The organism is Polaribacter sp. Asnod6-C07, from assembly GCF_045063625.1.
Lineage (GTDB): Bacteria > Bacteroidota > Bacteroidia > Flavobacteriales > Flavobacteriaceae > Polaribacter > Polaribacter vadi_A.
Genome location: NZ_JBEFOF010000005.1, coordinates 3,753,314 through 3,777,995, shown reverse-complemented (window position 1 = coordinate 3,777,995; position 24,682 = coordinate 3,753,314). Strand labels below are relative to the sequence as shown.

The 24,682-nt window shown below is 27.4% G+C and carries 16 protein-coding genes and 1 tRNA gene; 10 read left to right on the top strand and 7 right to left on the bottom strand.

What is annotated here, in order from left to right:
* The first annotated feature begins 52 nt into the window (after positions 1-52).
* The 5 genes from ACJJVK_RS16420 (at position 53) to cmk (ending at position 5,639) form a co-directional block, all read left to right on the top strand.
* Positions 53-568, top strand: a complete 516-nt coding sequence (locus ACJJVK_RS16420) for a hypothetical protein (protein ID WP_405568020.1) — start codon at positions 53-55, stop codon at positions 566-568.
* A 16-nt stretch (positions 569-584) separates the two neighbouring features.
* Positions 585-2,585, top strand: a complete 2,001-nt coding sequence (ligA, locus tag ACJJVK_RS16415; protein ID WP_405568018.1) for an NAD-dependent DNA ligase LigA — start codon at positions 585-587, stop codon at positions 2,583-2,585.
* Between the two features lie 68 nt (positions 2,586-2,653).
* Positions 2,654-3,397 carry a DUF4294 domain-containing protein gene (locus ACJJVK_RS16410; RefSeq protein ID WP_405568015.1) on the top strand — a complete coding sequence of 248 codons (744 nt, stop codon included), beginning with the start codon at positions 2,654-2,656 and terminating at the stop codon, positions 3,395-3,397.
* Positions 3,398-3,924: 527 nt separating this feature from the next.
* A complete protein-coding gene (gene porQ / locus ACJJVK_RS16405; RefSeq protein WP_405568012.1) occupies positions 3,925-4,947 on the top strand; it encodes a type IX secretion system protein PorQ in 1,023 nt (340 codons plus the stop codon).
* Between the two features lie 2 nt (positions 4,948-4,949).
* Positions 4,950-5,639 (top strand): (d)CMP kinase, encoded by a 690-nt coding sequence (gene cmk, locus ACJJVK_RS16400; protein WP_405568009.1) that lies wholly within the window; start codon positions 4,950-4,952, stop codon positions 5,637-5,639.
* Positions 5,640-5,810: 171 nt separating this feature from the next.
* Here cmk and ACJJVK_RS16395 read toward each other — a convergent pair whose 3' ends face one another.
* Positions 5,811-6,440, bottom strand: a complete 630-nt coding sequence (locus tag ACJJVK_RS16395; protein ID WP_405568006.1) for a 7-carboxy-7-deazaguanine synthase QueE — start codon at positions 6,438-6,440, stop codon at positions 5,811-5,813.
* Between the two features lie 243 nt (positions 6,441-6,683).
* On the opposite strand from ACJJVK_RS16395, the gene rpsA reads away from it, so the two are divergent.
* The 4 genes from rpsA (at position 6,684) to ACJJVK_RS16375 (ending at position 12,472) form a co-directional block, all read left to right on the top strand.
* Positions 6,684-8,495, top strand: coding sequence for a 30S ribosomal protein S1 (gene rpsA / locus ACJJVK_RS16390; RefSeq protein WP_215995307.1), 1,812 nt, complete (start codon positions 6,684-6,686; stop codon positions 8,493-8,495).
* Between the two features lie 265 nt (positions 8,496-8,760).
* Positions 8,761-10,152: a phosphoglucosamine mutase gene (gene glmM, locus ACJJVK_RS16385; RefSeq protein WP_405568002.1), complete on the top strand. Its 1,392-nt coding sequence runs from the start codon at positions 8,761-8,763 to the stop codon at positions 10,150-10,152.
* A gap of 10 nt (positions 10,153-10,162) precedes the next feature.
* On the top strand, positions 10,163-10,996 hold the full coding sequence (locus ACJJVK_RS16380; protein WP_405568394.1) for a hypothetical protein: 834 nt from the start codon (positions 10,163-10,165) through the stop codon (positions 10,994-10,996).
* A gap of 9 nt (positions 10,997-11,005) precedes the next feature.
* On the top strand, positions 11,006-12,472 hold the full coding sequence (locus ACJJVK_RS16375) for an aminotransferase class V-fold PLP-dependent enzyme (RefSeq protein WP_405567998.1): 1,467 nt from the start codon (positions 11,006-11,008) through the stop codon (positions 12,470-12,472).
* Here the strand turns inward: ACJJVK_RS16375 and ACJJVK_RS16370 are convergent.
* On the bottom strand, positions 12,450-13,370 hold the full coding sequence (locus ACJJVK_RS16370; RefSeq protein ID WP_405567995.1) for a lysophospholipid acyltransferase family protein: 921 nt from the start codon (positions 13,368-13,370) through the stop codon (positions 12,450-12,452). The genes ACJJVK_RS16375 and ACJJVK_RS16370 overlap by 23 nt on opposite strands.
* Positions 13,371-13,450: 80 nt before the next feature.
* Between ACJJVK_RS16370 and ACJJVK_RS16365 the strand changes: the two genes are divergently transcribed.
* The gene (locus tag ACJJVK_RS16365; RefSeq protein ID WP_405567993.1) at positions 13,451-14,107 is read left to right on the top strand and encodes a rhomboid family intramembrane serine protease; all 657 of its coding nucleotides are present in this window, start codon (positions 13,451-13,453) and stop codon (positions 14,105-14,107) included.
* A gap of 134 nt (positions 14,108-14,241) precedes the next feature.
* Here the strand turns inward: ACJJVK_RS16365 and ACJJVK_RS16360 are convergent.
* From ACJJVK_RS16360 to ACJJVK_RS16340, 5 genes are all read right to left on the bottom strand, one after another.
* Positions 14,242-14,314, bottom strand: a tRNA-Gly gene (locus ACJJVK_RS16360).
* 60 nt (positions 14,315-14,374) lie between these two features.
* A complete protein-coding gene (locus tag ACJJVK_RS16355) occupies positions 14,375-14,821 on the bottom strand; it encodes a GNAT family N-acetyltransferase (protein ID WP_405567992.1) in 447 nt (148 codons plus the stop codon).
* Positions 14,822-14,905: 84 nt separating this feature from the next.
* Entirely contained in the window at positions 14,906-15,277 is a 372-nt protein-coding gene (locus tag ACJJVK_RS16350; RefSeq protein ID WP_215995301.1) for a response regulator, read from the bottom strand.
* Positions 15,278-15,891: 614 nt separating this feature from the next.
* Complete coding sequence (locus ACJJVK_RS16345) at positions 15,892-16,545, bottom strand: response regulator transcription factor (RefSeq protein ID WP_215995300.1); 654 nt, start codon at positions 16,543-16,545, stop codon at positions 15,892-15,894.
* On the bottom strand, positions 16,538-24,523 hold the full coding sequence (locus ACJJVK_RS16340) for a PAS domain-containing protein (protein WP_405567989.1): 7,986 nt from the start codon (positions 24,521-24,523) through the stop codon (positions 16,538-16,540). The genes ACJJVK_RS16345 and ACJJVK_RS16340 overlap by 8 nt, the downstream gene beginning before the upstream one ends.
* Positions 24,524-24,682 lie beyond the last annotated feature (159 nt).

Here is a 24,682-nt window from a genome sequence, read left to right as displayed (position 1 = left end):
ACTTATTTTTATCAAAAAATTAGAAATTAATTATTCAATAAGACTTTAATAAATGAGTGTTCAAAATAAATTACCTTATTATCAAATTCCAGAAGCACCTAAAGAATTTACAGCAGGTACAAGTGCAAGCAGAATGGTAGATGGTTTAGGATTTAGATATTACTGGGCAACAGAAGGTTTAACAGAAAAAGATTTAGATTTTAAACCAAATGCATCAGCAAGAACAACAGAAGAAACTATAGATCATATTTTTAATTTATCAATAAGAATTTTATATGCTACATTAATAAAAGTAAATGATGGTAAGCAATATAAAATGACTTTTGCAGAAAAAAGAAAAAAAACACTAGAAAACTTTTTACAAGCAAGTACAATATTTAGAGAAAGTAAAGATGTTTCTCAATTTAAAATACTGTTTCCAGAAAAAGAGTTTTCTTATTGGTGTGTTATTAATGGACCAATAGCAGATGCAATTTGGCATGTAGGTCAAATAGTTTCCTTTAGGAGATCTTCAGGCAACCCTTTTCCAGAGGGAGTAAGTGTTTTAATAGGAACAAAGCAAGATTAATTTTTTTATCAAAAGAATGACAATTCAACAAAAAATAGAATCACTTCGTGATGAATTAAATACACATAATTATAATTATTATGTGTTAGATAATGCAACTATATCAGATTTTGAGTTCGATATTAAGCTTAAAGAGTTAGAAAAATTAGAATTAGAAAATCCTATTTTTTTCGATCCAAACTCACCAACACAAAGAGTAGGAGGTACAATAACCAAAAACTTTAATACAGTTACTCATAAAAACAGAATGTATTCTTTAGACAATTCTTACTCTAAAGAAGATTTGTTAGATTGGGAAAAACGAGTGCAAAAAGTATTAGGTACAACAGAAACTGAATATACTTGTGAGTTAAAATTCGATGGAGCTTCTATTAACCTAACCTATGAAAATGGTCAATTTGTAAAAGCAGTAACAAGAGGAGATGGTTTTCAAGGTGATGAAGTAACCAATAACATTAAAACAATAAGATCAATACCTTTATCAATAAGAAAAGGCTTTATAGAAAACTTCGAAATGCGTGGCGAAATCATTTTGCCAATAGAAGGTTTTAATAAAATGAACGAAGAACGAGTTGCAAATGGAGAAGAAGAATATAGAAACCCAAGAAACACAGCAAGCGGAAGTTTAAAATTACAAGACAGTACAGAAGTTGCAAAAAGACCTTTAGACTGTTTATTATATCAAGTAGTAACATCCGAAAGAAAATATAAAACACATTTCGAGAGTTTGGAAAACGCAAGAAAAGTAGGTTTTAAAGTTCCAGAAACAATCACTTTAGCAAAATCAATAGATCAAGTTTTTCAGTTTGTAAATTTTTGGGATACAAAAAGACACGATTTACCTTACGAAACTGATGGAATTGTAATAAAAGTAAACAACTTACAACAACAAGAAGAATTAGGTTATACATCAAAAGCGCCAAGATGGGCAATTGCGTATAAATTTAAAGCAGAACAAGTATCAACTATTTTAAACGAAATTACATATCAAGTTGGTAGAACAGGTGCAATAACACCAGTTGCAAATTTAGAACCTGTGCAATTAGCAGGTACAACTGTTAAACGTGCATCATTACATAATGCAGATCAAATAGAAAAATTAGATATTAGAGTAGGAGATACTGTATTTGTTGAAAAAGGAGGAGAAATTATTCCAAAAATTATTGCTGTAGATTTTACAAAGCGTCCAGAAAATTCAGAACCTACAATTTATGCTACAAATTGCCCAGAATGTAATACACCTTTAATAAGAACAGAGGGCGATGCAAAACACTATTGTCCAAATGAATTTGGTTGCGCGCCTCAAATAACAGGTAGAATTCAGCATTTCATTTCAAGGAAAGCAATGGATATTGATGGTTTAGGTGGAGAAACTGTAGATTTATTGCGTAAAGAAGGTTTAATTCAAAATTATGCAGATTTGTACGATTTAAAAGTTGAGCAAGTTATTCCTTTAGAAAGAATGGCAGAAAAATCTGCTCAGAATATGATTTCCGGAATTGAAAAATCAAAAGAAATTCCGTTCGAAAAAGTATTATTTGCACTCGGAATTCGTTTTGTTGGTGAAACTGTTGCCAAAAAATTAGCGAAACATTTTAAGTCAATAGATAATTTAATGACAGCCGATTTCGAAACTTTAATAGCTGTTGATGAAATAGGAGATAGAATTGCACAAAGCATCATTAATTTTTCAAATGATTTAAATAATATTCAATTAATTGAGAAATTAAAATTAGTAGGTGTCCAATTAGAAATATCAGCAGAAAGTTTAGAAAATCAAACAGATAAATTACAAGGACAAATATTTGTGGTTTCTGGAGTTTTTCATCAAATGAGTAGAAACGAATTAAAAAAAGCAATAGAAGATAATGGAGGTAAAGTAAGTTCTTCAATATCTAAAAAGACAAACTTTATAGTTGCTGGCGATAATATGGGGCCTTCAAAACTAGCAAAAGCAGAAACTTTAGGTATATCTATTATATCAGAACAAGATTTTATAGATAAGATAAACAGTTAATAATACTTTTTAGAACATATATAAAGTCTATATTTTCTGTTATTTTTAAGTGTTAAATAAATAAGAGATTGAAAAACTTCCTATACATATATATAATACTATTTTCCCTAACTACTTTTTCGCAGAAAAAAGAAGAATTAGACTCTCTACCTAATAATTACGATGATTATATATTCGTAAAACCAGGAGATAGTATAACTATAAAGTTAAACGAAATCACTTTATTTCCAAAACACAAATTCAAATCCAGAAAAGACATACGTTATTATATATGGTTTAGAAAAAAAGTTTTTAAAGCCTATCCTTATGCAAAATTAGCATCAGAAAGATTAGACTCATTAAATGTGCGTCTAAATAAAATTGATTCTAAAAGAAAAAGAAAGAAATACACAAAGCTTGTTCAAAAATACATTGAAGGCGAATTTACAGATCAAATAAAAAAGATGACTAGAACAGAAGGTCGTATACTTATAAAGTTAATTCATCGTCAAACAGGCAAAACAGCATTTCAAAACATTCAAAATTTAAGAAGTGGCTGGAAAGCATTTTGGTACAACACAACTGCAAATGTTTTTAAACTGTCGCTTAAAACAGAATATCATCCAGAATTCGAGAACGAAGACTTCTTAATAGAAGATGTTTTACAGCGTGCTTTTCAAAATGATAAGCTGAAAAAGCAAGATTCTAAACTTAATTTCGATTTTTCAAAAATAATTTTTGAAAGAAAAGCAGAAATAGACATTGAAATTTACAAACAGATGTTCGCTAAAATGAGAAAAAAGAAAAAATCTATTAAAAAGAAAAAGGAATAATAGACATTTTTTTATGGTGTTCCCCTTCTTTTAGTCGGTTCAGGATTTGCGCGCTCGCTTTTTTTTGTTTCTTTTTGGAGTATTGAGTTATCTTATTATAGATGTAATTTACATAAAACGAACTAAAATTTCCTTAGATAACAAAAAAAGAGCTCAGACAACTGCTACAATCCTTAACACAAGGTTAGTCGTTTGAGCTATGCTTGTGTTAAAGAAAAACACTATGTTAAAAAAAAGGATTAAATTTTTAAAAATAATTAAGGACTTAATAGTCTTGTTTTAATGCAGTTATAGAAAGGTTAAAAATAAATTAAATATTTTTAAAATAATTCCTTGTGGGATTAGAAATGGGTTGTATATTTGCACCCGCTAAGCGAAAAACGAAATACATTTTTATGTTAGTTTATTAGTTTATCAGAGTTCATTGATTTTTATTTATATAAGTTATAGAAATTTGTCGAAATTTGCTTTTTTTATGAAATATTCTAGTGTATTTTCGTTTAAAAATTAGTAAACTAATAGCCTAAATGAGAATTTTATTTATTTTATATATATCTTTTTTATTTTCAATAGAGTCTAAATCTCAAGTTGGAGGAGAAAATGTTTATCAATTTTTGAATTTATCTACTTCTGCAAGGCAAATTTCCCTTGGTGGAGAAGTATTAACGCTTATTGATGATGTTAATCAACCTATATGGAATCCATCTACGATCAATCCTGAGATTGATAATAAAGTTTCTGTTAATTATTCTAGTTATTTGGCAGGGATTAATATTGGTTCATTGTCTTACGCAAAATTAATATCAAGACGTTTTGGTACGATACATGGAAGCATTAAGTATTTAGATTATGGTACTTTAATTGGTGCTGATGTTGAAGGAAATGAAACTGGTGATTTTAGTGCTAATGATTTAGCAATTTCAATTGGTTATGCTAGAAATTTACCTTGGACAAATTTATTTTTTGGAGCTAGTATCAAAATAATAAATTCAAGGATTAGTAATTATAATTCTGCTGGTGCTGCTGGCGATTTCGGTATTTTATATTACAGTCCTTATAAACCTTATTCATTTACATTAGTAGCTAGAAATGTGGGAACACAAATTAGTACTTATGATGGGACTGATGAAAAACTACCATTTAAAGTTGCGTTAGGAGGCTCTTATCAATTAGAATATGTTCCTTTAAAATGGTATTTTACTTTAGATAATTTACAACAATGGAATGTTTCAGAATCTAACCCTTCAGAGCAAACTACTGATTTAGAAGGAAATGTAACTGAGGAAGAAATTGGTTTTATTGGTAATACTTTTAGACATTTTGTTATTGGTGCTGAATTATTCCCAGAAAGTGCTATTAATATTAGAATGGGCTATAATTTTAGAAGAGCAGCAGAATTAAAATTGCAAAATGTAAGAACTTTTGGTGGTATTTCTTTTGGGTTTGGAATTAAAATGAATAAAATAAAGTTTAATTATGCATATTCTAAATTCCATTCTGCTGCTAATGCCAGTACATTTAGTTTACAAATAGATTTAGATAAAAGATAATAATGAATAAAAAAATTACAATTGCTATAGATGGATTTTCATCAACAGGGAAAAGTACCATTGCTAAATTATTAGCAAAGAAATACAACTATATATATGTTGATACAGGTGCTATGTATAGAGCAGTAACACTTTTTGCAAAGAAGAATGATTTTGTTAGTATAGATACTTTAAATAAGGAAGGTTTAATTTCAAGTTTGAATAGTATCTCACTTTCATTTCTATTTAATGAAGATTTAGGTTTTGCAGAAATGTATTTGAATGGCAAGAATGTAGAAAAAGAAATTAGAACTTTAGAAGTTTCTCAATTGGTAAGTAAAGTAGCAGCAATTTCTGAAGTTAGAAAAAAACTTGTCGCTGAACAGCAAGAAATGGGTAAAGAAGGTGGAGTAGTAATGGATGGTAGAGATATAGGAACAGTTGTTTTTCCTGATGCCGATTTAAAATTATTTATGACTGCTTCTGCTGATAAAAGAGCTACAAGACGTTATAAAGAATTAATAGATAGGGGAGATAAAGTAAATTTTGATGAAATTCTTTTTAATGTACAAGAACGTGATAGAATTGATTCGACAAGGGAAGACTCTCCACTAGTAAAAGCTAATGATGCTATTGAATTCGATAATTCTGATATGGGAATTGAAGAACAATTTGAAAGAATCTGTGCTTTAGTAGATGATAAACTATCTTAAATACTAAAGGTTTACAAACTGGGTTAGCCCTGATTGAAACGACATCCTTTTTATGCTGAATTAAATTAGCGATAAGTTTTATAAAGCTATAAAATTCTGAAAATGAATTGAATTATAAGTTATTCAGCATAAAAAGATATAGTGTAAAGCAGGAAATAGCTACAAAAAATACTAAGGAATATTCAGGTATTTATGGGTTTGTAATGAAATTTTCCATTTTGGATTCTTCATTACATAATCTACAATTTGTTCAGTCATTTTTTCTTTTTTACTCCATTCTGGTTGTAAAAATAACTGACATTTTTCGCCAACTTTAGCAGCTTCTTGCTCTGCAAAATCAAAATCTGATTTATTATGAATTATCATTTTTAATTCATTTGCTTGAGCATAACACTCGTCTAAAGGTAATTTTGTCTTCTTTGGCGAAAGACAAAACCAATCCCATTTTCCAGAAAAAGAATACGCTCCAGAGGTTTCTATATGCGTTTTTATGTTGTTCTTTTGCAAGTTTTCAGTAATATAATCCATAGACCACATTAAAGGCTCACCACCAGTAATTACAACAGTATTGGCATATTTTTTTACATTATCTACAATCTTATCTGCTAAAGTTGGTGGGTGCAAATCTGCATTCCAACTTTCTTTAACATCACACCAATGGCAACCAACATCACAACCACCAACTCTTATAAAATAAGCAGCAGTTCCTGTATGCGAACCTTCGCCTTGAATTGTGTAAAACTCTTCCATTAAGGGAAGCATGATACCTTTATCTACTAAATCTTTTGTCTTTTTATCCATCTACATTAAAATCTACCTGATTGTTTTAAAAGTGCAAAGGTAGTTTTTTGTATATCAAGAATAAAAAGAATAATAATTTAATTCTAATTAGCTATAAATCAAGTAAATTTTGTAAATTTGCACTCCTTTTTACGATAACAGATTTGTAAAAGGATTTAGATAAAACAAAATATAAAAACATCTCTTGAAGTTTTAATCGTTAAAAATCTGTAAAACAACAAGATACAAAATTAATTTAGACACATGTCTGAAGAAACAAAAAACACTGAAGAGCAAGTAGTTGCTACTGAAGTACAAGAAACAGCGGCTCCTGCTGTAGATCCAACACAATTTTTAGCTGATTTTAACTGGCACAAATACGAACAAGGTATTGAGGCTGTAGATGAAGAAAAGTTACAAGAGTTTGAAAAAGCTTTAGAAGGTACTGTAGGTTTTGTAAATGAGCGTGATGTAATTGAAGGTACTGTAATTAGAATTACAGACAGAGATGCAATTATTGATATTAACTCTAAATCTGAAGGAGTTATCTCTTTAAACGAATTTCGTTACAACCAAGGATTATCTGAAGGAGATAAAGTAGAAGTATTAGTTGACAAAAGAGAAGATTCTTCAGGTCAATTAGTATTATCTCACAAAAAAGCAAGAGTAATTAAAGCTTGGGAGCGTGTTAACAATGCTCATGAAACAGGTGAAGTAGTTAACGGTTTTGTTAAGTGTAGAACTAGAGGTGGTATGATTGTAGATGTTTTCGGAATCGAAGCATTCTTACCAGGTTCTCAAATTGATGTTAAGCCAATTAGAGATTACGATCAGTATGTAGAGAAAACAATGGAATTCAAAGTTGTTAAAATCAACCACGAATTTAAAAACGTTGTAGTATCTCATAAAGCACTTATTGAAGCTGATATTGAATTACAGAAAAAAGAAATCATTGGTCAGTTAGAAAAAGGACAAGTATTAGAAGGTGTTGTTAAAAACATTACTTCTTATGGTGTATTTGTTGATTTAGGTGGTGTAGATGGTTTAGTACACATTACAGATTTATCTTGGTCTAGAATCAATCATCCAAATGAGGTTGTTGAGTTAGATCAAAAATTAAACGTTGTAATTTTAGACTTTGATGATAACAAATCTAGAATTCAATTAGGTTTAAAACAATTATCTGCTCATCCATGGGAAGCTTTAAATGCTGATTTAAAAATTGGTGATAAAGTAACTGGAGAAGTTGTTGTTTTAGCTGATTATGGTGCGTTTGTAGAAGTAGAGCAAGGAGTAGAAGGGTTAATTCACGTTTCTGAAATGTCTTGGTCAACTCACTTACGTTCTGCACAAGATTTCGTAAAAGTTGGAGATAAAGTTGAAGCTCAAATTTTAACTTTAGATAGAGAAGACCGTAAAATGTCTTTAGGTATCAAACAATTACACCCAGATCCTTGGACAGATATTACTACTAAATACCCAATCAATTCAACTCACACAGGTACTGTAAGAAATTACACAAACTTTGGTGTATTTGTAGAATTAGAAGAAGGTATTGATGGTTTAGTTTATATTTCTGACTTATCTTGGACAAAGAAAGTAAAACATCCATCAGATTTTGTAACTGTAGGTCAAAAATTAGACGTACAAGTTTTAGAATTAGATGTTGAAAACAGAAAATTAAACTTAGGTCATAAACAAACTCAAGATAACCCTTGGGATGCACACGAAGCTACTTACGAAATTGGTTCTATTCACGAAGGTCTTGTAAAAGAAAAGAATGATAAAGGAGCAGTTGTAACTTTTGCTGATGGTGTAGAAGGTTTTGCGCCAAGTAGATTCTTAGAAAAAGAAGATGGTACTAAATTAACTAAAGGTGAAACTTTAAAATTTATTGTATTAGAATTCTCTAAAGAATACAGAAGAGTAGTTGTATCTCATACATCTATCTTTAAAGAGCAAGAGCGTAAGAATATTAAAGCACAAGCTAAAAAATCTACTGATGCAGAAAAAACTACATTAGGAGATATTGGAGGTCTTGCAGCCTTAAAGAAAAAAATGGAAGAAGGTAAATAATCTTCATTTTTTATAAATTTTAAAAGCCAATACAATTTTGTATTGGCTTTTTTATTATAGGGCGTTACCTTTCAGGTCAGGCTTTACGCACTCGCTTTTTATTCATACCTTCATAAAAGAGCTCAAACAAAGCTCCAATCCTTAACGCAGCTTATTTACAAGCACCAGTAATTTAACAATAAATTACTACCTTTTTTATAAAATTAATAAATTACAAAATAGATTATTTTATATTTGTTATGCTAAAAAAGTAAATTATTAAACTATGACATTAATAAAATCAATATCAGGAATTAGAGGTACAATAGGAGGTAGAACTGATAATAATTTAACCCCCATTGATGCCGTAAAATTTGCTTCTGCTTATGGAGCTTTCATAAAAAAAAGAAATCCGAATAAAGAAAAACTTACAGTAGTTATAGGTAGAGATGCCAGAATTTCTGGTAAAATGATTTCTAGTTTGGTAGCAAATACTTTAGTAGGTTTAGGTATAAATGTAGTAGACTTAGGTTTATCTACTACACCAACTGTAGAAGTTGCTGTACCTTTAGAAAAAGCAGATGGAGGAATTATTTTAACAGCATCTCATAACCCAAAACAATGGAATGCATTAAAATTATTAAACGAAAAAGGAGAGTTTTTAAACGGAGAAGAAGGCGTTAAGATTTTAGAACTAGCAGAAAGTGAAGATTTTGAATTCGCAGAAGTTGATGATTTAGGATCATACTCTAAAAACAGCACATACTTATATAAACACATACAAGAAGTTTTAAACTTAGAATTAGTTGATGTAGAAGCAATTAAAAAAGCTAATTTTAAAGTAGTTGTAGATGGAGTAAACTCTACAGGAGGTATTTTTATTCCAGCTTTATTAAAAGAATTAAATGTAGAATGTGTAGAATTATATTGTACACCAAATGGACAGTTTCCTCACAACCCAGAACCTTTAAAAGAGCACTTAACAGATGTTTCTGAATTGGTTGTAAAAGAAAAAGCAGATTTCGGAATTGTTGTAGACCCAGATGTAGACAGGTTAGCTTTAGTTTCTGAAGACGGTTCTATGTTTGGTGAAGAATACACTTTAGTAGCTTGTGCAGATTATGTTTTAGGTAGATTAGGTGGAGGAAACACAGTTTCTAATTTATCATCTTCTAGAGCATTAAGAGATGTTACCCAAAAACATGGTGGAACGTATACAGCATCAGCAGTTGGTGAAGTAAATGTGGTTATTAAAATGAAAGAAACTAATACTGTAATTGGTGGAGAAGGAAATGGAGGTATTATTTATCCAGATTCGCATTATGGACGTGATTCTTTAGTGGGTGTTGCTTTATTTTTATCGCATTTAGCACATCAAAAAGTATCTTGTAAAACTTTAAGAGATTCTTACCCAAGTTACTTTATGAGTAAAAATAAAATTCAATTAACACCAGCAATTGATGTTGATCAAATTTTAGAAACAATGGCAGAAACCTATAAAAATGAGGATGTAAATACCATTGATGGAGTAAAAATTGATTTCGCTGAGGAATGGATTCATTTAAGAAAATCGAATACAGAGCCAATTATTAGAATTTATACAGAAGCTAAATCTCAAGTAGCAGCAGATGCTTTAGCAGAAAGATTTATAAAAGAAATTAAAGAAATAATAGCATAATATTTTGAAAATAAAGTTAATTTTTTTCTTGTTATTAATGATGTCATTATCGTTTTTAGCTCAAGAACAAGAACAGAAAGAAGAAAAAATAAAAGTTGGTAATAAAGGGAAATTCTTTATTTATTGGGGTTGGAATAGAGCAGATTACTCAAATTCAGACATCAATTTTAAAGGAGCAAATTACGATTTTACTTTACAAGATGTAGTTGCAAATGATAGAATATCTAGTTTTACTTTAGATTATTTTCATCCAACAAAAATAACATTACCACAAACCAATTTTAGGTTAGGTTATTTTTTAAACGATCATTATACTATTTCTGTTGGTGTAGATCATATGAAATACGTTGTTGAAAGTTATCAAACAGTAAAAATAAATGGAGAAATAAATGCCAATACTCCTTATGATGGAGTTTACAACAATGATGATATTAGATTAACTCATGATTTTTTACAATTTGAACACACAGATGGTTTAAATTATGTAAACGTAGAGTTAAAAAGATTTGATGAAATAGGTCATTTAATTGGCATGAATAATGAAAACTTACAATTAAATATTACTGAAGGTTTTGGAGCAGGTATTTTATATCCACGTACAAATACAACTTTATTAAACAAAGAAAGGTACGATAATTTTCATGTTTCTGGTTGGGGAGTTTCTGTAGGTGCTGGTTTAAATCTAACCTTTTTTAAGCACTTCTTTTTACAGACTGATTTAAAATATGGGTATATAAACATGCCAAACATTAGAACAACAATAAATCCAGAAGATTCTGCTGAACAAAGTTTTACTTTTTTAGAAAAAACAATAGTTTTCGGAGCAAGATTTAAATTATTTTAAAAATTAAGAATGAGTTTAGAGCAGTATTTTTCTCAGTTTAGAAATCAAATAATTGGTGTTAATCAAACATTTACTTCTCCTTATGGAGAACAAAATTTGGTCTATTGTGATTGGACTGCAAGTGGTAGATTATACAAATCTATAGAAGATAAAATTAGTACTCAAATAGGGCCTTTTGTTGCAAATACACACACAGAAACTTCTACTTCTGGTGCAGCAATGACCTTGGCTTATCACGAAGCTAGAAATATTATTAAACGTCATGTTAATGCAAATAGTAATGATGTTTTAATTACAACAGGTTCTGGAATGACAGGTGTTGTAAATAAATTTCAACGTATTTTAGGAATTAAAGTTTCAGAAAATTTAAAGAATCATACCAATATTCCAGACGAGTTAAGACCTATAGTTTTTGTCTCTCATATGGAGCATCATTCAAACCAAACTTCTTGGTTAGAAACTATTGCAGATGTAGAAGTTGTACCTTGTAATGATGAAGGTTTGGTTTGTTTAACAACTTTTGAAAAATACATTAAAAAATACGAGGATAGGAAAATAAAAATAGCCTCAATTACTTCTTGTTCTAATGTAACAGGTATAAAAACGGAGTACCATAAAGTAGCAAAATTAATACATAGTTATAATGGATTGTGTTTTGTAGATTTTGCTTGTTGTGCACCTTATGTAGATATAGACATGCATCCAGAAAATGAAGATGAAATGTTAGATGCCATTTTCTTTTCGCCGCATAAATTTTTAGGTGGTCCAGGTACTTCTGGTGTTTTAGTTTTTAATAAAAAATTATACAAAAATACTGTACCTGATAATCCAGGAGGTGGAACTGTAAGTTATACAAATCCTTGGGGACAACATGATTATTTTGATGATGTAGAAACTAGAGAAGATGGTGGTACACCAGGTTTTTTACAGACTATTAAAATTGCACTTTCTATTCAGTTGAAAGAAAATATGGGAACTGAAAACATTAATAAAAGAGAAGAAGAACTTAATGCCGTAATTTTTGAAACTCTAGAGAATTTAAAGGATGTTAAAATATTAGCACCAAACCATAAAAAGCGTTTAAGTATTTTTTCTTTCTATTTCGAAAAATATCATTTTAACTTAGTTGTAAAATTATTGAACGATAAATTTGGAATTCAGACTAGAGGAGGGTGTTCTTGTGCAGGAACTTATGGACATTTTTTATTAAATGTAGACCAAGAAACATCAAACAGAATTAAGGACGAAATTTTACATGGTTGCAATACAGATAAACCAGGTTGGGTTCGTTTGTCTTTGCATCCTACAATTACAAATACTGAGTTAGATTTTATATGTAATTCTTTACAAGAATTATCAGAAAATATAGAAGCTTGGACAAAAGATTATACATACGATCCTATTAAAAATGATTATGTACATAAAACTTTTACACCAATAGAAAAAGAGTTAGTTACTTCTTGGTTTTCTGTTTAGCAACTCTCATTTCTTTCCATTCTTCAATTTTATCTCTATGCTTAAACCTTTTATGAGACCATAAGTAAAGCTCTGGCTGTTTATTAATGTTTTTTTCAGTTAAAGCTAAATATTTATCAGTAATTTCATATCCCTCATGTAGTTTAGGTTCTTCAGTTATTAGTTGAAATTCTGTTTCGTAATAACCTCTTTTTACTTTTTTTGCAACATAATTAACTACCACTAAATCAAATTTTTTGGCCAACATTTCTGCACCTGTATGTATGGGTACATTTATTCCAAAAAAAGTGTTCCAATAATGTGTTTTAGTTAATTGAGGAGATTGATCACTTAATAAAATATAAGAACCTTGAATTTTTTTGTTAAAATTCTTTTGCATTCCTTTTACAGTTTCAGAAGTTTTAAAACCAAGAATTCCAAATTTTTCTCTAGATGATCTTAGCGTTTTTTCGAAATATTTATTCCCTAATTTAGTGTAAGCTCCATAAATATTACCTTGTAGTACAAGAGGTAAGCTAAAAGACCATTCCCAATTTGCTTGATGGGCACCAACCAAAGCAATACTTTTACCTTCTTTAACTAAATTATTTATTACTTCTGGATTTTTGTATTTATAGTGTTTTAAAACTTCTTTTTCACTTATAGAAAAAGCTTTTATACTTTCCATAAATAAATCAGTAAAATGTTTGAAAAAACCTTTAGCAATAGCATTTTTTTCTTCGTTAGATTTTTCTGGAAAAGCAAGATTTAAATTATCTAAAACTACTTTTTTTCTATATTTAAAAACGTAATAATTTAAAAAGAAAAATCCATCAGAAATTACGTAAAGAAACCTCATAGGTAATTTTGATAGTAGCCAAATTAAGGGATAAGTAAGTGCAAATACTAAAAAGTGCATATCATTTATTTAATTTACAAATATCAGTATTTATATTAAAAGAATATAATAAAACAAAACTGAATTGTTATTTTTGTAATATGCTACAAGACATAAACCCAATTATTTTACTGATTGTTATTGCTAATGTTTTATTCTCTAAAAAAGGCTTTGATGATTATTCCTTTTTAGATAAATATAAGTTTCAAGTTGGTAGGGTAAAGGGAGATGAAAAAATAAGGATGCTTACTTCTGGTTTTTTACATGTAGATTGGATGCACCTTATTTTAAACATGTATGTTTTATATATGTTTGGTGGTTTTGTAACTCAAATATTAGGTACAACTTCTTTTTTAATTATCTATTTTGGTAGTTTGTTAGCAGGTAGTTTGTATGCTTTACATTATCATAAAGATGAACCTTATTATAGTGCTGTAGGTGCTTCTGGTGCAGTTTCTGGTATTGTTTACACTTCTATTTTACTAAATCCGGACATGAGCTTATATTTATTTTTTGTTCCTATTCCAATACCAGGTTATATTTTTGGAGTAGGGTATTTATTGTATTCTATTTATGGAATGAAAAAACAAGTTGGTAATGTTGGTCATGCAGCTCATTTAGGTGGCGCAATTGGTGGTTTTGTATTAACACTTATATTACAACCAATATTGTTTTCTACAAATACTACTTTTATTGTTTTGCTAGCTATACCTATTGTTTTACTATTACTTTTTGGAGACAAACTTAAAAGTTTATAATTAACAGTTTCTTATTTTATTTTTTAAGCTAAAGAATTTGTTTTCTTTAGAGTATAAATAACATCAACTTATTTATTTGCTGATTTAATTTTAGGCATAAAAAAAACCTTATTAATTAAAATAAGGTTTTTTAGAGCGAAAGACCAGGTTCGAACTGGCGACATTCAGCTTGGAAGGCTGACGCTCTACCAACTGAGCTACTTTCGCTTGGTAAAGGGTTGCAAATATATAATCATTTTTGAATTCTGCAATGTTTTTTTATCAAAATTAATAAAATTTTTTATCGTTTCTTAAAACCTTTAAAAAGTGAAAACCGTAAACATTATAACCTTCATTATAATAAAATTTATGCGCTTTTGAGTTGTTAGAATAAGCATTCAATTCTATAGCTTCACAGCCTTTGTTTATTACGTATGCATCAATCCAACTAAAAAAAGTTTTTCCTAATCCTTTTCCTCTTTCAGAATGATCTATAATTACATGATCTGGTTCTACAGTTTTACCAATATAATGTCTTGTAGAATACCAAAGACCAGAAATACCTACTAAAATTTCATTAACATATAAACCTACACATTCGTAATGAGGCATTTTAGACATTTCTAAAACTCTTTGTTCTAGAGTTTCTATAGGTGTTTTATTGTTTAACTTTCTTAAAAGAGGAATTATAGTTAATATTTCTTTATCCTCAATAATTTGAATATGAGTTTTCATCTTTATTTAATTTTAATCAGAATTAAAGAGTAAAAGTAATGTAATCCCTTTTTTTTATTAAATTCTGAAATATAAAAATGAAATTTATTCTTTAGAAATAGATTTAGTAGTAGCAATTAATTCATCAAACTCTTTTGCTTTATCAAAAAATGCATAAGCACCATATTTTAAGCAAATTTGTTTAAGGTGTGTACTTGTAGAAAAAACTAAAACTTTTTTTTGTGTTTTTTTTTCTTTTATTAATTTTAAAACATCTAATCCATTACCATCAGGTAAACTTAAATCGAGTATAATTAAATCGAAGAAAATATTATTAATAAGAGATATTGCTTTTATAATTGAGGTTGTTAACTCTACTTCTTTTAAATAATTGACTTTAGATAATTCGTTAACAATATTATTACCTATAACTGTGTTGTCTTCTACAATTAATATTTTTTTTTCTTTTGATATCAAAATATTTTGTGTTAAATACTGTTTAGTTGGATATCAAAAATAAGTTAAATTGTTGTTTATGTCATTAGGTGAAATGCTTAATTAAAAGTACTAACTATTTAAGGATGTTTTTATTAAATATTTCTTAAAATAAGAAAATTGCTTATAGATTATTTTTGTTTTCTACTTTATCTTTGACATGTGAAAATATGATAACGATTATTAATTTTTTTTATAAATTTATTTATACTCCCCCAAAAAATTAGTAAAATTTAGAAATATATTTAATTGTTATAAAACTAGATTTATAGTCCCCCAATAAATCTAGTTTTTATATTTTAATAGATAATTTATTCTTCAACTACTATATACTTTATAAGTTCTAAAAAAGTATATTAATTTACTTATACTAAGATTTTATTGATTATAATTTTAAAAAAGTTATGAATTTTAAAAATAAGAAAATTGCTTATAGATTATTTTTATTTTCTAATATATATTTGAATCGTGTAAAGACATTAACGATTAATAATTTTTTATAGGTTTATTTTATCCCCCCAAATAAATAAATTCAATTTAAAATTTTTTGTACTAAAAACTAGATTTATATCCCCCCAAAAAATAAATCTAGTTTTTTATAAATCTAAAGACGTTAATCCCTTTTGTATGGCGTATTTGGTTAATTCTGGTATAGAATGTAAATCTAATTTTTTCATTATATTATTTCTATGAACGTCTATAGTTTTAGAGCTTAAAAATAATATTTCTCCTATATCTTTTGATGATTTTCCTTCTGCAATTAATTGTAAAACTTCTTTTTCTCTTGAGCTAAGTTCTACATTATCTAAAGATTTACCTTTTTTTAATAAAACAAGTAACTCTTGGTCTAAATGTTTAGATAAGTATCTTCTATTTTCTGTAACTGTGCATATTGCTGTTACTAACTCATCTGAACTGCCGTCTTTTAAAAGGTAACCAAATGCACCAGCTTTAAACATGCCTTGTATAAATTGTTTACTAGAATACATAGAAAGCCCAATAATTTTTATGTCTGGATGCTGCTTATTTATTTGTTTTGTAGCCTCAACACCATTTAAGCCAGGCATAGAAACATCCATTACAATAACATCTGGTTTTAGTTTTGTACATAATTTTATGACCTCTCTACCATCAGCAGCTTCACCAATTATTTGCATATGAGATTTTTGTTCAATAATATTTCTTAGGCCATCTCTTAATAGTTTATGGTCATCTGCTAGTATTATTTTAATTGTGTTTAAATTATTCATCTTTGAGAGGGATGTAGATATTAACAGATGTTCCTTTGTTAATTTCTGATGTTATTTTAAATTTTCCTTTTATATTTTTGATACGTTCTTGTACTGTAAATAAACCAAAACCAGAACCATTACTGTTACGAAAGTTATTTAATTTATTTATATTAAAACCTATACCATTGTCTTTTATTACGATGTCTAACCCTTGGTTCTTTTTAAGAATATTAATTGTTATTAATGTTGCTTTGGCGTATTTTATAGCATTATTTAATATTTCTTGTATGCTTCTATAAAGCAATATAGAACTAATTTCGTTTAGTTTTATATGTTCTTCATCTTCATTAATTTCGCACTTAATTTTATGTTTGGTTTCTATGTTTTCTAACAACCAATATAAAGCTTCTATAATACCTAATTGGTATAAAATAGGTGGTGAAAGCTCAGACGTTATTCTACGACTATTAGCCAAAGCATCTGTAATATGATCTTCTACAAAGTGTAATTCTTCATCTATATTTTTTAATTCAGGTTTTCTTTGTAGTTCTTTTATTTTCATATTAGAAATTACTAGAGCTTGACTTAAATGGTCGTGAATATTGGTAGCAATTTCTTTCTTTTGATTTTCTTCTACTAATGTTATTTCTGTAGTTAACTTTTGAAGCGATTCTTGATATTCTTCTATTTCTCTTTTTGCTAATACAGATTCTGTAATATCTCTGGCAATTGTTATAAAAAATGTAATTTGCCCTTCTTTATATGCTGCTGATGATAAAGCTTCAAACCAAACAAAATGACCATCTATATGTTTTGCTCTAAAGCTAATTGGTTTTTTATACTTATTATTAATACTTGTATTTTTAATATGATTTTTAAAATTTTCTAATTCATTATGATGTATAATGTTATATAAAGGTTTATCATATTGTTTTAAATTATCATAACCTAATAAAGGTTTTACAGATGGACTAAGATATAATAAAACTCCATTAATATCATGTAAACAGATTAAATCATTTGAATTTTCTGTAACCAAACGATATTTTTCTTGTGTTTTTTCAATTTCATCTAAAATTTGTTTTTGTTCTGTAATATCTTGTATGGTACCATAACAACCTAAAATTTTATACCCATCAAACAATACTTTACCTTTAATATTTATATGTTTTAAACTTCCGAAAGTATTATAAATATTTAATTCTAAATTAAAAGAGGTTTTTTGTGTTATACATTTCTGTATTGCAATATCTAAATTAGATTTACTATTATCTGTATAATAAGATAAGAAATCTGAATAACCTTTAGGAGGGCCTAATAAACGAGAGCGTTCAAAAATGCTAAACAATTCGTTAGACCAAGTTATTGAATTGGATGTTTTATTGTACTGCCAGTTTCCTATTTTAGAAATCTTTTGAGCTTCATTTAAAATATTATTTAAATTAAAAAGTGTTTCGTTTTGCTCATCTAACTTTTTTTGTTTTATTTTTTGTTCAGTAATATTTTGTATTATACCTCTTTTACCAATAATTTCGTTATTGCTACTAAATACTGATTGGCCTACAAATCTTAACCAAATATTACCTAGTTTTTTGTTGATTAATTCTAACTCAATATCACAAGGTATACCTTTGTTATCTAAATTATAAATTGCTTTACTCATTTTAATTTGAGATTCGTTATGAAAAGCTTTTACAATTTCGCTAGTATCTGGTATACCATATTTAGGGTTAAAACCTAGAATTTCATAAAAATAATCTGACCATTTGTGTGAGTTTGTAATAGAGTTGTAGTCTTGGTATCCTATTTTTGCAATTTTACTTACCTCGTTTCTAGAGTGTTCACTTATTTCTAATAACTCTAAAGATTGTTTAAGTTCTTTATTTTTGTTTTCTAGTTCTTTTTGTATCTTTTTTTGTTTAGTAATGTCTTGGTTAACACCTTTTAAACAGATTACTTTGCCTTCGTTATCTTTTATTGGTTCACAAATAATTTTTATAGTTTTTTCTGAAATATCCGAAATTTTAAATCTAATTTCAATATTAAAAGGATTGCCATATTTTATAGCATTCTCTAATTTTTTATTATGAAACTTAATATCATCTGGATGTATTTTTTTTAAAATATCTTCTTTTTTAGGAAGTCCATTCTCTGGGTTAAAATCAAAAAGATTATATACCTCATCAGACCAAGTAAATTCTTCTGTTATTGTGTTTAACTCCCAATTACCTATATGACCTAATTTTTGTGCTTCATTTAAGTTTTTTAATGAATCTTTTAAAGCTAACTCTACATCTTTAATCTTTTGAATACTTTGTATACTTACAGGTACTGTTTTTTGTTCTTTAAGTGTTTTTGGTATTGCTACAGATACTATTGCAGTAAACTCATCGCCTTTTAAAGTTTTGTAATTTACTTCAGAATAAAACGTATCTAAATTAAACCAAATAGCTTCTATAAGTTTTGTGAAAACTTTATCAGCACCTTTACCAAAAGATAAATGGATATTTTTAAAAAACTCATTTTGATTACTAGCTTTAAATAATTTTAATGTTGCTTTATTAACGTAATTTATTTTTATTTTTTCTAAAAGTCTATTTAGTACATCTGGTTTTTCTTCTAAGTATTTATCAATGTTTGTTATATTTTGTTTTTTTAGTTTATCTATTTCTTTGTACAATAAAGTTAAATCTTCGTTCCATATAGAAATAGTAGCATTTTCAAATAATCTAATATAATCGTTTTTAACTTTTAAATGTTCTTCTTCTATTAGCTTTCTTAAAGTAATGTTTTGTGCAACACCTCTTCTACCAATAATTTTACTATTACTTTCATTGTATATTGGTTGATTAGACATTCTAATCCAAATAACTTCTCTTTTAAAATTAACTAGTTTTAATTCTAAATCGTAAGGTAAACCATAGGCTTCTAAATTTTCAGTAGCTTTTTTTAATTTTAGTTTATATTTTTCATAAAATAGAGAAACGAGTTCAGATCTAGATGGTATTTTTTTGTTTAATTCTAAACCAAATAGAGTATACATATAATCTGACCAATAAAAAGAATCTGTTGTGTTATAATATTCATGATAACCAATTTTAGCTACTTTGCTAGTTTCGTTTTTAGAATATTCATTTCTTTCTAATAGTTTAAGTGTTTCATTAATTTTTTTGTTTTTTTCTTCTAGTTCTATTTGAGTGTTTTTTTGTAGTGTAATATCTTGTGCTACACCTCTTCTTCCTACAATTTTATTATTTTTATTATAAACGGGTTGTGCTACGAGTCTAATCCAAACATGTTGGTTCCTTTTTTTATTTAAAATTTTCATTTCAATATCATAAGGAGTCCCAAATTGGTTGAGATTTTGTGTTGCTTTTTCTACTTTAGGTAAAGATTCTTTATCTATCATTGCTATTACTACATTTCTAGGAGGTACAGGTTTATTAGGGTCTAAACCATGCATTATATAAATGTTTTCAGACCAAATAAAAGTATCTGTATCAGTATTGTAATCATAATAACCAATTTTAGCTACTTTACTTGCTTCATCCATAGAAAACTTTCTCTTTTCTAATAGTTTAAAAGAGTTTTCTAATTGTAGTTGATTTGTTTTATAGGCAGTAATATCTTGTAATAAAGCTCTTCTACCAACCATTACTTTATGTTCATTGTAAACAGGTTGTGCTACTTGCCTTATCCAAAAGGTTTCATTATTTTTATTTTTACCTTTTAATTCTATGTCTGTAGCTAATCCTTTTTTGTTAATATCATAAAATACTTTTTTTAATTTTTCTTGAGATTCTTTATCAAAATAACTTGATATTTTTTCTGGAGATGGAATTTGATCTGTTGTTTTTAAACCAAAAATAGCATAAGTATAATCTGACCAAGTATATTTTTCTGTTATACTGTTATAATCTACAAAACCAATTTTAGCAATTCTACTAGATTCTTTTAATGAATAATCTTGTTTTTCTAAAAGGGTCAGTGAGTTTTTAATTTCAATTTGCGCTTTTCTGTAAGCTGAAATATTCTGTACTAAACCTTTTCTGGCAATAACTTCGTTTTTGTTATTAAAAACAAGATGCACTATGTTTCTTGTCCAGACTTCTTCATTATTTGTGTTTCTTAATTTAAGTTCAATATCATAAGGTACACCATGAGTATTTAATTCTAAGGTAGCAGCTTCTAGTTTTTCTTGAGATTCTTGATCGTAAAATTTTAATATTTCTTTACGAGGAGGAGTTTTTCTATTAGGATCTAAGCCAAAAACTTCATAAACATAATCTGAACAGCTATAAGAGTCGTTAATAATGTCATATTCCCAATAACCAATTTTTGCAATTCTATTAGATTCTGTTAATGCTTGATCTTTGTTTTTAATTAAATCTAATGAATTTTGAATTTCTTGTTTGGATTTTTCTAATTCTAACTGAATATTTTTATAATTTCTAATGTCTTGAATTACAATTCTTCTACCAATTAATTCGGTTCCATCATCATTATATAAAGGGCTAGATACACTTCTTATCCAAATTTCTTCATTTTTCTTATTTATTCCTTTTAACTCTAAATCGTAGTTTAAGCCTTTTTCTTTAAGGTCTTGTAAAGCTTGTATATATTTTATTTGTGATTCTTTATCAAAAAATGTTATAATTTCTTTTTGTGACGCATTAGTACCTAAATCAAAACCGAAAATGTTATATACATGTTCAGTTGTAGTGTATGAGTCTGTTAGGTAGTTGTATTCTATGAAACCAACACCTGCTATTTTGCTAGAATCTTGCAATGATAAATCTTTTTTCTTTAGTAGATGTAAAGATTGTTGTAGTTCTTGCTGCGTTAATTTGTAAGCTTTTATGTCTTGTAAAACAATTCTTCTTTTAATAACTTCTTTACTATCATTATAAATTGGACTTGATACACTTCTAATCCAGATTTCTTCTTGTTTTCTGTTTTTACCTTTAAGTTCAATATCTGTTATTAATCCATTCTTTACATCTTCTAGGGCTTTTTTAAACTTTTGCTTTGATTCATTATCAAAATAAATTAAGACTTTGTCTTCAGGTTTTAATTCTTCACCAGGTGATATTCCAAAAAGTGTGTAAATATATTCTGAGTAATCTGTGTATTTAGAGGTAGTATAATCGTATTCTATATAGCCAATACCTGCCATTTTACTAGAATCTTTAAGAGATAATTCTTTCTTTTCTAAAAGCTGTAAAGAGTTTTCTAAAGCAATTTGTGTTTTTTTATAGGCAGTAATGTTTTGTATTACTCCTCTACGACCAATAATTTTATTTTTGCTATCGTAAATTGGCTGAACAATATTTCTTGTCCAAATTTCTTCGTTTTTAAAGTTATTTAATTTTAATTCAATATCGTAAGGTATACCATCAAGCATTAATTTTTTAGTAGCTATTGTTAGCTTTATTAAGTCATCTGCATTATATAGTTTCTTTAATTCTTTACGACTAGGAATTTCTTTGTTAGGGTCTAAACCAAAAATTTTATAAGTATAATAAGAGGAAGTAATTTTATCGTTTTCGAAATAATACTCCCAATAACCAATATTAGCAATTCTATTCGATTCTTTTAAATCTGCATCTTTGGTTTCTAATTGCTTTAAATATGTTTCTAGTTTAAGTTGATTGTTTTTAGCTTCTGTAATATCTCTGAAAACACCACTTCTGCCAATAAGTTCTTTTTTCTCATTGTAAATAAGGTGAGCAACTACTCGTACCCAGATTTCTTCTTTTTTAGTGTTAGTTAGTTTTAACTCTAAGTCATAAGGAATACCATCTTTATCTAATTTTTTTGTAGCTTTTTGTAGTTTTTTTAAAGATTCATCATCGTATAAAGCTAATAATTTAGTGCGTTCTGGAATTTTATTTTTTGGGTCTAAACCAAAAATTTTATATACGTAATCAGACCATATAAAGCTATCTGTTTTAAATAGATATTTAGAATAACCAACTTTGGCAATAATTCTTGTTTCTTTTAAAGATTGTTCTTTTTGTTCTATTAGTTTTATAGATTCTTTAATTTCTAAATTAGATTTTTCTAATTGTAGGTTTATTTTTTTAGCATCTGTTATATTTTGAATGATACCTCTTCTTCCAGTAACTTCATTTTTTTCATTATAAATAAGTTGAACAACAACTCTAACCCAAACTTCTTCTTTTTTTGCATTTATTATTCTTAATTCTAAATCAAAAGGAACACCATTATTTAAAAGGTTTTTGGTGGCTATTTCATACTTTTCACTAGAAACTTTATCATAAAAAGACATAATTTTATTTCTTGACGGAATTATATCTTTATCATTTAAGCCATAAAGCTTGTAAACATAGTCAGACCAAGTAAAACAATCAGACTTTATATCATACTCCCAATAACCAATTTTAGCAATTCTGCTAGATTCTTTTAAAGAATAATCATTTTTTTCTAAAGTTAATTGGGCATTTTTATACTTCGTAATATCTTGCGAAATTCCTCTTCTTCCTATAACTTTATTTTGTTCATTAAATACAGGTTCTATTTTTGTTCTTAACCAAAGCTCTTCTTTTTTTGCATTTATAATTTTTAAATCGATATCGAAAGGAGTACCATTTAACTCAAGATTTTTTATGCATTTTTTCAATTCAATTTTAGATTCTTCTTCATAATAATTAATAAGTTCTTCTTGTGACGGAATTTTAGAACCAATTTCTAATCCAAAAATTGTAAATAAATAATCTGACCAACTGTAGCTATTGGTAATAGTATCAAATTCTATAAAACCTATTTTACCTATCTTACTAGATTCAGTTAATAAATTTTCTCTTTTTTCTAAAAGTTTTAAAGAGTTCTTAAATTGGTTGTTTGCAATAACTCTCTCTGAAATATTTCTTGCAGATGAAACAAAAGAAGTTAGCTTTTTATTTTTATAAATAGGTGATATCGTGAGTTCTATCCAAGCATAAAATCCTTTTTTATGAAGCAACCTAAAGATAAAAATATTATTAGTGTTTTTAAAGTTAATTATATTTTCTTTAAGCTGCTTTACATCGTCTATATGTACAATATTAAATATATTTTCGTCTATAAAATCAGATTGATTATAACCTAAAACGCTTTTTATAGAAGGACTTACGTATTTATATTTACCATCCAAATCAAGTAAACAAATAACATCTGTAGAGTTGTCTGTTATTAAACGATACATTTCTTCGCTTTTTTTAATACTACTTACAGCAGTTTCAAATTTTTGCTTATAACTAAGAGGCTTAAAAACATTTTTAATATTAAAATAGACTAAATCTTTATCAGTATGATCTAAATATCTTAAATAGAAATAAAATAGAATACTGTAATAGAATGCAAAACTATTTTTTGCTATTAAATTAGATGTAATAATAGAGGTTAGGTTTTCTAAATTCCAGAAAGTTGTAACAGAGAAAAGTATGGTGTCTAAACTTACAACAATAAGCATTGTTATAAGAATTTGTACATATAAAAATTTTGTTTTCTTAGAAATGTATTCAAAAATTATTATTAATAATAATGAATCTATAAGCAATGCAATATTTCCAAAAATTAAAATTCTAGGAGAAAATATAAAATGATTAGGTGTTGATAGTGAGTTTTCTAAATATGCTTCTTTTATATTCCAACCAAAAGCAAGTAGTACTAATGATATTAATACATTAACAATAAGTATAGCATATATCATTTTTTTAGTTTCTTGAGCATCTTCTTTTATGTAGATGATAAGCAAACTGAAAAGTGTAATAGTAATAAAAACTGATGAACCAGGTGAAACTAGAAAATTACTTGTTTTTGAATCAAAAACAGTATTTAAAATAAATACCATTACTTGTACAAACTGAAACAAACCTAAACAGGCATATAAAACACCTAGGCCTAATTTTTTTCTAAGTCTAAATAAAAAAAGTATTACTGTAGCAACTGTTGTACCTTGTATAAACAAGGTAAGTATTTGATTATAATTCATAACTTATTGTTGTTGGGGAAACTTAAAGTTAAAAAATAGATGAAAATTAAATTCCTATCTAGTTTTTAGAATTTTATACTAAAAATAGTTAATATTTAGGAAATAAGTATTTAATTAACTTGTTTATTGCGTAATTTAGAATTATAATTAATAGCAGTG